The sequence below is a fragment of the Pseudoalteromonas sp. P80D2 genome, from assembly GCF_036680945.1.
GTDB lineage: Bacteria > Pseudomonadota > Gammaproteobacteria > Enterobacterales > Alteromonadaceae > Pseudoalteromonas > Pseudoalteromonas shioyasakiensis.
In genome coordinates this window covers 146,102-156,815 of the sequence record NZ_JAZDAR010000029.1, presented here as the reverse complement: position 1 = coordinate 156,815, position 10,714 = coordinate 146,102, and the positions used below count along the sequence as shown (strand labels likewise).

General features: G+C 42.2%; 7 protein-coding genes. 5 read left to right on the top strand and 2 right to left on the bottom strand.

Translation table 11 applies throughout. From position 1 onward, the window contains the following. Positions 1–146 precede the first annotated feature (146 nt). The 3 genes from VRK28_RS08340 to VRK28_RS08330 all read left to right on the top strand — a co-directional run bounded on the left by VRK28_RS08340 (position 147) and on the right by VRK28_RS08330 (position 5,011). Positions 147–917, top strand: a complete 771-nt coding sequence (locus VRK28_RS08340; protein WP_332393722.1) for an EAL domain-containing protein — start codon at positions 147–149, stop codon at positions 915–917. Between the two features lie 431 nt (positions 918–1,348). Then, complete coding sequence (locus VRK28_RS08335) at positions 1,349–2,947, top strand: ABC-F family ATPase (RefSeq protein WP_332393721.1); 1,599 nt, start codon at positions 1,349–1,351, stop codon at positions 2,945–2,947. A 138-nt stretch (positions 2,948–3,085) separates the two neighbouring features. Further along, positions 3,086–5,011, top strand: coding sequence for a hypothetical protein (locus VRK28_RS08330; protein ID WP_332393720.1), 1,926 nt, complete (start codon positions 3,086–3,088; stop codon positions 5,009–5,011). Between the two features lie 332 nt (positions 5,012–5,343). Here VRK28_RS08330 and katG read toward each other — a convergent pair whose 3' ends face one another. Continuing rightward, positions 5,344–7,521, bottom strand: a complete 2,178-nt coding sequence (gene katG / locus VRK28_RS08325; RefSeq protein WP_332393719.1) for a catalase/peroxidase HPI — start codon at positions 7,519–7,521, stop codon at positions 5,344–5,346. A 263-nt stretch (positions 7,522–7,784) separates the two neighbouring features. Here katG and VRK28_RS08320 point away from each other — a divergent pair, with 263 nt between their 5' ends. Beyond that, a complete protein-coding gene (locus tag VRK28_RS08320; protein ID WP_250660739.1) occupies positions 7,785–8,042 on the top strand; it encodes a hypothetical protein in 258 nt (85 codons plus the stop codon). Between the two features lie 63 nt (positions 8,043–8,105). Here the strand turns inward: VRK28_RS08320 and VRK28_RS08315 are convergent, their stop codons facing one another. Next, on the bottom strand, positions 8,106–9,479 hold the full coding sequence (locus VRK28_RS08315) for a GAF domain-containing sensor histidine kinase (RefSeq protein WP_250660738.1): 1,374 nt from the start codon (positions 9,477–9,479) through the stop codon (positions 8,106–8,108). Between the two features lie 305 nt (positions 9,480–9,784). Here VRK28_RS08315 and VRK28_RS08310 point away from each other — a divergent pair, with 305 nt between their 5' ends. Beyond that, entirely contained in the window at positions 9,785–10,642 is an 858-nt protein-coding gene (locus VRK28_RS08310) for a tetratricopeptide repeat protein (protein WP_442961230.1), read from the top strand. Positions 10,643–10,714 lie beyond the last annotated feature (72 nt).

Here is a 10,714-nt window from a genome sequence, read left to right as displayed (position 1 = left end):
GAGAGACGAGGTGAGAGAGACGAGGTGAGAGAGACGAGATGCGAGATGCGAGATGCGAGATTTTATACTTTTAACTCAACAACATTGCACAATTGGCAATTTACTAGCACTATTATGTATTAAGAAGACTTTAGTCTGAGGTAAGCATGCACGACAAGCAAACTCATTGTCAGCCAACAGGTTGTAATAACTGTAAAGACAAATTAGAACTTGGTTTTGATTTTACAATGGCTTTTCAGCCAATTATTGATTGCACCGATAAACATATTTTTGGCTATGAGGCATTAGTTAGAGGGCCCAATAATGAGTCGGCTTATTCTGTTATCTCACAAGTGAACGATGAGAACCGTTATACCTTCGACCAGCTTTGTCGTATTAAAGCTATTTCGCTTGCAGCTAAGCTGAAGCTTGATTCTATTTTGAGTATTAACTTTTTACCTAACGCGATTTACAAACCTGAGCGCTGTATTAGAACAACCCTTGAAGCTGCTAAGCAATATGACTTTCCGGTAGAACAAATTATGTTTGAGTTTACCGAGGTTGAAAAGGTTGAAGACAGTACGCACATCAAACGTGTTGTTGAGTATTACCAATCACTCGGGTTTATTACCGCAACCGACGACTTTGGCTCGGGTTACTCGGGTTTAAATTTATTGGCTGATTTTCAGAGCAATATTATTAAGCTCGATATGGAGCTGATACGCGATATTCATTTAAATAAAGCACGCCAAATCATAGTGAACCATTGTATTGCTATGCTTGAAGAGCTCAACATCACCGCCCTTGCCGAAGGGATTGAGACAGTTGAAGAATATCAATGGTTACGCCAAGCTGGCGTAAGTTTAATGCAAGGATATTTCTTCGCTCGCCCAGGGTTTGAGAGCCTGCCAGAAGTTGATTTTAGTAAGTTGGATTAAGTACGAGTAACGAGAATCGAGTTGCGACAAAACAAGAGCGGTCAGCTTTCAGCCGTAAGCCCTCAGACGCATGAAGACATTAGGTGCTAGGTGCTAGGCGCTAGGACGCGATGTAAAATCGCTGCTACCTCGCATCTCGTAACTTTACTCTTTCCCCTTGAAACTCGCTAACTTAAAACACTTCCCGGCTAAAGCCAGTCCTAAGCGGGAAACATCAGGTGCTAGGCTCTGGTTCTAGGACGCGATGTAAAGTCGCTGCTACAGACTCGAATCTCGCACCTTTCCCCTCGCAACTTGAATCTTTCTCTTTTTTAATAGCGTTATTAGGGGCTGATCTGTATAATCCGCGGCCTATTATTTACCCTATTGCTTGTTTATTTTCGCAGTTGCTGCGCCCATAACCCTGTCAGTATTTTTCTAGGAACAATTCGTTGATTTCAACCGCAAATATCACCATGCAATTTGGTGCAGAGCCTCTGTTTGAGAACATTTCAGCTAAGTTTGGTAACGGTAACCGCTATGGTTTAATTGGTGCGAATGGCTGCGGCAAATCGACCTTTATGAAAATTCTAAGTGGTGCGCTTGTGCCAACGTCTGGCAATGTGTCGATTGCACCGGGTTTAAAGCTAGGTACGCTAAGCCAAGATCAGTTTGCATTTGAGCAATACACTGTGGTTAATGCGGTGATCATGGGTGATGCAGAGCTTTGGAAAGTAAAACAAGAGCGCGACCGTATCTATTCTCTGCCAGAAATGAGTGAAGAAGACGGCATGAAAGTCGCTGAACTTGAAAGCGTTTTCGCTGAAATGGATGGCTACACAGCAGAAAGCCGCGCGGAAGAAATTTTGATCCAAGCGGGTATTGAGCAAGAGTTTCATTACGGCTTAATGGCAAACGTTGCGCCGGGCTGGAAACTTCGTGTGCTTTTAGCACAAGCGCTGTTTGCAAACCCTGATATTTTACTACTTGATGAGCCAACCAATAACCTTGATATTCACACTATTACTTGGCTAGCTAACGAGCTTAACCAGCGTAAGTGTACGATGATTATCATCTCGCACGACCGTCACTTCTTAAACTCGGTATGTACGCACATGGCCGATATCGATTACGGTGAGCTAAGAATTTACCCTGGTAACTACGAAAAGTGGATCGAAGCTTCAAGCTTGCAACGCGAACAGCTACTTGCTGAAAACGCAAAGAAGAGCGCCGAAATTGACGAGCTACAAGAGTTCGTAAACCGCTTTGGTGCCAATGCTTCGAAAGCAAAATTAGCTAGCTCTCGTGCTAAGCGCATGGATAAAATTAAGCTTGATGAGGTAAAAGCGTCAAGCCGCATTAGCCCATCACTTCGTTTTGACGAAGGCAAAAAGATGTATCGCCAAGCATTAGAACTTACCAAGCTAGGTCATGGCTTTGATGGCGAAGCTCTGTTCAGCGGTGGTGAGTTATTACTTGAAGCCGGCGCTAAGCTTGCAGTTATTGGTGAAAACGGTGTTGGTAAAACCACCCTTTTACGTTGCCTAGTGAATGAATTACAAAGTAACGAAGGTGTGGTTAAGTGGTCTGAAAATGCCAGCATTGGTTATTGCCCGCAAGACAGCAGTAAAGACTTTGATAACGACTTAACTTTATTTGATTGGATGTCACAGTGGCGCACCGCTAAGCACAACGATTTAATGGTTCGTGCTATGTTAGGCCGTTTATTATTCACCGCAGACGACGCTAATAAAAAAGCCCGTAACTGCTCGGGTGGTGAAAAGAACCGCCTATTGTTTGGTAAGCTCATGATGCAAGACATCAACGTGCTCATTATGGACGAGCCAACTAACCACATGGATATGGAAGCCATTGAAGCACTCAATAATGCATTAAAAGATTACCAAGGCACGCTGATTTTTGTGAGCCACGACCGTGAGTTTGTATCGTCTTTAGCGACTCGGATCATCGATATAAAAGATCAACAGCTTATCGATTTTCAGGGCACGTTTGACGAATATATGGACCATGTTGCGCAACAAGCGCAATAACCCCTTCTTCGAAAAGGTGAGCAAGTTAGCTCACCTTTTTTGTTTACGTTCAGTTACATATTCACTTTACTGAATTACCCATTTTAGGTAACTTAAATTTCTTTGACTTTAATAGAACAATAAATTTAAGGGACCTAAATGAAAAAGCTCCTCAGCGTATCGGCACTGACTCTGGCTCTAACAGCCTGTGGTGGCGGTTCATCTACAGATAAAACGCCAGATGTAAAAGTAGAGCAAAATACTGCACCGACGCTTTCTGGCTCGCTCACTCTCTCAGCCAAAGCGCTTGAATCAACTAATTTAGTTGTTGATTTAAAAGATGAGCAAAACGACAGTGTGACAACAACGATTATTGATAAACCAGAGTGGCTGACTGTAACCACCAGCAGTAATCAAGTAACTTTTAGTGCAGAGCCAAGCTTATTCGAAGTAGCCAACCACGCTTTTACTTTAGAAGTCTCTGATGGTAAAGCGAGTAATCAATATACCCTAATCGTTAATGTCGCCGAAAACCGTGCAGCATGGCAACCTATTGAGCTTAGCAATAGCGAAGTGATGGGGAACTGGCAATCAAGCGATGGTAGTGTGCAGCTTTCGTTTGCCACTGAAGACACTGGTGTGATTGCTCAAAATGGTGAGCTAAGCCGTTTTGATTGGTCGAACCCTGATGTGATTGCATTAAATACCCAAGCGATTGATTGCTTGCATGAATGTAATCAACAAACCCTTCTTGAAATGGAAGTGTTGGCTAAGCGAGATGATGCTATTCGTGTTGAGCTTTTTAATGTTTCGACCGATAAAGGCGAAGTAGTTACCCTTTATAAATCAAATACGGAACTTAGCTCTGCGTATTATGTTGATATGGACGACAATACTTTTCACATGGTGAATCATTTAAACACCGAAGGTGAAGAAAGCTATTTTGAAGTATCGATAGCAAGCTATATTCCAACAGCTTCAGGCAGTACCACATCATTCCCTTATGCAGAGTTTTCGGCGACCTTAGAAGGTAAAACGTTAGCGATTAATGGCGACAAATTTATTACGAACAGCTATGCAAATCAGCTAAATAAAGAAGGCTACGAGGTGAATGTAGAGTTTGACCTTAACCTCGTTAATGCCGAAGTGGTTGCGCAGTTCGATAATTTTGCGGTGCTAAAACTGCAACATGTTCTTAGCTATCATGATGAAACTGACGCTGCGAATATTGTTGAATCAGAAGAGCTAACTGAAGCTATGAAAGTGCAAACGTCGGTTGTTGCATTACAAAAACTGACACCGATTGCGGTACCTGAGCTTAAAGTGGGTAAAACGTATACTGGTCGCTTAAATAATAAAAATTCAGATACAGGTGAAGGATTAACGCTTCGCTATTTACCATCATTTTTCACTATCACTGCCGCCGACACTGTAACGGTAACATTCAATACGCCTATAAGTACCGACTCGTTCAAGTGGCATTACAACTTAGACAATAATGGCGACACCATTAAGGTAACCGGCAATGGCCTAGATACCAGCTTACAATTTTTCACTCAACCTGATGGTAAAACTCTCATGGTGCGCGAGCGAAATAAAGAAGAGCGTCAGGCTCGCTTAGGGTATGAATTTATTGAAGTGATTGATGATTCAACCATCACTCTTGATGACTATAAGCACCTATTTAGCTACTTACGTCAAGACTACACCAGCGGCAACCTGAAAACATACTGGTTTATAAATGATGATGGTAAAGGTAGCTTCTATTACGCTGACCAATATGGCCTTGAAAACAGAGCTAACTTTACGCCAAATACCTATTGGCAATTTGAAGCTGATAACAGTATTAGTTTTGCAATGATGTCTCAGTGCCCAAGTGCATTTGATTACTCTAGCTGTAAGGATGAGGTGTTAGGCGATGATGAAAATTTATATGCCTCTTTAATTAATTTTAAAATTATTCATAAAGAAGCAGATAAATTCATTTTCGACCGCCTGTTTTGGCAGCGTATCTATAACTACAGCGATAAAGAAGTTGAAGAAAACATATACCAAAACAGTTATTGGTTAGGGATTGAAAAGTAAAGGAGTTTTCAGCCTTCAGATCAGACGCGCGAAACAAGTTTCACGCCTACATGTAGCAGCGGGTTTATCCCGCGTCATCGGCGAGTTATGGGTGCTGGGATTTAGGTTCTGGGCTCTAGGTTCTAGGCGCTAGGCTTTAGGTTCTAGGCGCTAGGACGCGATGTAAAATCGCTGCTACCTCGCATCTCGTATCTCGTATTTCGCATCTCGTATCTCGAACCTCGTTACTCGTTACTCGTTACTCGTTACTCGTAACTTTCCCCTTTCCCCTCGTAACTAAAAAAGGCCACACAGTTTAACTGTGTGGCCTTTGTACTTAACGGAATTTTAAATTAAATATCGAAGCGATCGGCGTTCATTACTTTCACCCATGCGTCGACAAAGTCTTTTACAAAACGTTCGTTGTTGTCGTCTTGTGCGTAAAACTCTGCGTACGAGCGTAGGATTGAGTTTGAGCCAAACACTAAATCAACGCGTGTTGCTGTCCATTTAGTTGCACCTGTGTTGCGCTCAACAATATCGTAAAGACCATTATCTGTTGGCTTCCATGTGTAAGCCATGTCAGTTAGGTTTACAAAAAAGTCTGTGCTAAGTGTGCCTACATTATCTGTAAACACGCCATGCTTAGAGCCGCCATGATTAGTGCCTAGTACACGCATACCACCAACAAGAGCGGTCATTTCTGGTGCTGTTAAGCCCATTAATTGCGTACGCTCTAACATTAGCTCTTCTGCTGAAACCGCATAGTCTTTCTTCAACCAGTTACGGAAACCATCGTGAATTGGCTCAAGTACGTCGAACGAGTCTGCATCTGTCATCTCGTCTGTGGCATCACCACGACCCGGCGCAAATGGCACGGTTATATCAACACCCGCCGCTTTTGCAGCTTGTTCAACCGCAGCAGACCCACCAAGTACAATTAAATCAGCGAGACTTACTGGTTTACTTAAACCCGCTTGTACTGACTCGAGTGCGCTTAATACTTTAGCTAAACGCTCAGGCTCGTTACCTTGCCAATCTTTTTGCGGTGCTAGGCGAATACGTGCACCATTTGCACCACCGCGATGATCTGAACCACGGTAAGTGCGGGCGCTATCCCATGCTGTTGCGATTAAGTCTGCTTGGCTTACACCACAGTTAAGTAGCTTGGTTTTAAGTTCGCTAATTTCGCTGTCTGATAAGGTGTAATCCACCGCTGGGATCGGATCTTGCCAGATCAGATCTTCGCTTGGTACATCGGCACCTAAATAACGTGATTTAGGACCTAAGTCACGGTGCGTTAGTTTGAACCATGCACGTGCAAACACATCACTAAAGTATTCAAAATCATCGTTAAAACGCTCGATAATCTTACGATAGGTTGGGTCCATCTTCATCGCCATATCGGCGTCGGTCATAATAGGATTTAAACGAATTGATGGATCTTCTACATCAACTGGTTTGTCTTCTTCTTTAATATCGATTGGTTCCCACTGCCACGCACCTGCCGGGCTCTTCTTAAGTTCCCACTCGTAGTTAAGCAGTAAGTAGCAATAGCCGTTATCCCACTTAGTTGGGTGAGTTGTCCATGCGCCTTCAATGCCCGACGTCATGGTATCGCGACCAATACCACGTGAATTGTGGTTGTTCCAGCCAAGGCCTTGCTCAAATACATCAGCTGCTTCTGGCTCAGGGCCTACGTTTTCTTCACTACCATTACCATGGGTTTTACCCACGGTATGACCACCCACTGTAAGCGCTGCAGTTTCTTCGTCATCCATTGCCATACGGGCAAATGTTTCGCGAACTTGTTCAGCCGTTTTAAGCGGATCAGGGTTGCCATTCACCCCTTCTGGGTTTACATAAATTAAGCCCATTTGTACCGCTGCTAATGGGTTTTCCATGGTGTCTGGTTTAGCTACATTTGAATAGCGCTCATCACTAGGTGCTAACCATTCTTTTTCAGCGCCCCAGTACACATCTTTTTCTGGGTGCCAAATATCTTCGCGGCCACCGGCAAAACCAAATGTTTTTAAACCCATTGATTCGTAAGCCATATTACCGGCTAAGATCATTAGATCAGCCCAAGAAAGCTTATTACCGTATTTCTTCTTGATTGGCCAAAGTAAACGGCGTGCTTTATCTAGGTTAGCGTTATCTGGCCACGAATTTAATGGCGCAAAACGCTGATTACCTGTACCACCGCCACCACGGCCATCTTCTAAACGGTATGAACCCGCTGAGTGCCATGCCATACGGATCATTAAACCACCGTAATGGCCCCAGTCAGCTGGCCACCATTCTTGGCTTTCAGTCATTAAGTTTTTTAAATCGGTTTTAACGGCTTCAAGATCAAGGAATTTGAATGCTTCTGCGTAATTAAAGTCTTTGCCGTAAGGATTCGTTTTGCTGTCGTGTTGATGAAGAATGTCGAAATTGAGCGCGTTTGGCCACCAGTCGGTATTTGATTGAGCGGTGACAGTGTTACTACCATGCATTACCGGGCACTGGCCCGTTTTTCCATTACTCATTATGTGCTCCTCATAAGCTAAAAATATGACGAAATGCTAAAATGCGCTTTTATCCCTTTCGTCATAAAGAGAGATTTTCTAATAGTTATGAATAACTAATAGCGAATAAGTTCCTGTTGTTTAAAACTATAGGAGTTGTACTTTAATAAAGCTAGATCCAGAACATAGTTTTAAATCGATTGCACCGATAGAAAAATCTGATTTGATTCATTTTATAAAACCGTCCATTTTATAAGGGTATTTTTAAACAGCGAGTAGCCCTTATGAAAACCATTAATCCTGACGTTGCTAGACAACTAAGCATTAACTTTTTTATCGCCAATTTACCTATCTTGATGTTAACAGGGCTGGTCGTCGCATCGCTTGTGGGGCTAACCTTTAGAAGCTCGGTGTTGTTTTGGCTAGCGCTGTTAATCACACCATTGAGCATTAATTATTTATATTCTAAAAAACGTATTAAACAATTTTGCAAAGACAATAAATGCACTGATATTTCTTGTCTTGCTAAGCAAGCTGATTAATTTTTAATTTTATTACCCAGTCACCAGATTATTTAGCCAACAACTTGTATAAATATTAATTAGTTATGTGAGCTTTTGCGGCAATTTGAAGGTGACAGTAACGCCGTTATCAGGTTTGCTATCGATGCTCACTTCGCCTTGCAGCGCTTGCGTTGCAAGGTTATAAACTATCGACATACCTAAACCACTGCCACCATTGCCTCGCTTGGTAGTGAAAAATGGCTCAAATACCTTGTGCATTACATCTTCGGTCATGCCATGACCGTTGTCTTTATAGGTTATGGTGTAGCTATTGGTGTCGTTATCGATGCTTACAGCGATATCTATGCGGTTTTGCTCACGGCCAACAAATCCGTGCACACAGCTATTATTTACAAGATTTAAGAATATTTGACTAAGTGCCCCCGGAACGGTTATTAGCGAAAAGTCATCAACACAGTTGATGTTTACTTCAACATTATGACTACGTGTAAGTGGCATTAAGCTATGTAAGATATTTTCAAAGTAATCTTTAATGTTGGTTTCGAGTAAATTAAGCGATGATTGATCAACCGCTGTTTGTTTAAAGTCACTGATTAGCTTTGCAGCCCGTTCAAGGTTGGTAAACGATATTTTGATACACTCGTTTAAATGATTCATGCCTTCAAGTAGGGCCGCTTTTGTTAAGGTATTTGAATCTATGTGTTTATTAAGCATATTTAGCTTATCTTTTGCCGAACTATTTGCTGTGACTGCTATGCCAATCGGCGTATTAACCTCATGGGCAATACCCGCAACAAGATTACCCAGTGAAGCCATTTTTTCGGCTTCAATGAGCTTTTCTTGCATCGCGGTCAGTTCAGATAAAGTTTTTTCAAGCGTACGCGTTCGTTCTGCAACACGTTGTTCTAGATGTTGATTGGCACGCTCAAGTTCTGCATTGATGCGTTCGTTTTCTTGTGCAGACAAGGCTCTGCCATAAAGATCAGCCAAAGCACCGATGAATGAACATTCGTCTTCTGTCCATTGCCTTGTTCCACCTATGTGCTCACAGCAAAATATACCAATCATTTTTCCTTTATATCGAATTGGCGCATCGAGCATTGCACCTATGTTAAGAGGTGTTAAGTAACTTTCGCTAAATTCATACGTAGCAGGGTCGGTATGAGCATCTTCGGCAGTAATCGTACGTTGGGTGTCGAGTGCTTTAAAATAGGCTGGGTATGCATCACGTGGGAGCACTAACATTTGGATTTCTTTGCCGTTTTCTCTATCAAGTAATAACCGGCATTCAATTGCGGTGTTTTCTTCATTTAACAGCCAGATCCCTGCTCGGCCAATTTCTAGGCCATCAAGTACAGCATTCAGAATTAAGCGTTCAGCTAATTCAACATTGCCACTATCAAGATCAGAAGAAATTGATACTCCATACAGCAGTTGGACTAGTTGTTGGCGCATACTCTCACCTTTTAGTTTTACGACTCCTTAAGTCTAGACGAACATTGTGATTCTGACAGAACGAATATAAGTTTTTAAAAACTCATTAAGTATTAAGTAGTTGTTCAGATTAAAATGGGTATATTGTACCTAACTCCTGTTGATACCCCTTACGACTTTATGTTGTTTAAGCAGTTTGGCCAGCTCTCCCCCGAGCTGGCTTTTTTTTTGCCTAGTCCACAATGCTCACGCATGTTACAGTTACCTCAGAAATCACTAAAAATTAATATGTCATGCGTTATACCTTAATTTTAATCACTTTTTTAATGAGCTTTAGTACATTTGCAGTAGCTCAAAATGAGCCAGAAAACCGCCCTGCATTAACCGAAGCAGAGCAACAACAAGCTCTCGATAAGCTTCAAGAACCTATGTATAAGCCATTGTTAGAGCGCTATATTCTTGATGAATTAAAAGCTGTGCGCCAAGACCAACAAAAACTGCGCGAAGATGTAACAAAACAAGTTGCTCATACGCAACTAGATACTGCCGACCGTGCATTAACTTATACAACCGACACCATTAATAATGTGTTTTTCATTATTACGATTACAGCTTCAATTTTGGTTTTAGTCGGTTGGAATTCACTGCGTGATGTGAAAAACAAAGTAGAAGACATTGTAAACTCACGTGTTAGTGCGATCACACAAGAATACGAAGAGCGCCTAAAAGTACTTGAAGAAAAGCTACGTGAGCGATCTGAAGAGATCTTATTAAACCAGCAAAAGATCTCAATCACCAATGAAGTTCATTCTTTATGGATGCGTGCCAATTTAGAAAGCGATGTTGCGAATAAGATTGAGATTTTTGACGAGATCTTAAAACGTAAACCAGAAGACGTAGAAGCCATTGCCTATAAAGCAGATGCACTGTTAGAAATTAACGAAACAGGTGAGGCTATCGAGCTTTGTAATCAAGCATTAGAAATTGATAGCGACTACGGCTACGCATACTGGCAACGTGCTTGTGCCTATGCGTTACTGCACAAACACGCCGATGCAATGGCTGATATTCGTATGGCCCTTGAGTATTCTCCTAACTTGCGTAACGAGCTATTACACGAAAGCGCGTTTGCCAGCCTACACGACAACGACAGCTTTAATTCGTTGCTAAACGAAACGGCTTAGCCGAAACCCATGTAGCAGCGGGTTTATCCCGCGTCATAGGCACTAGGGTTTAGGCTCTAGGATTTAGGCTCT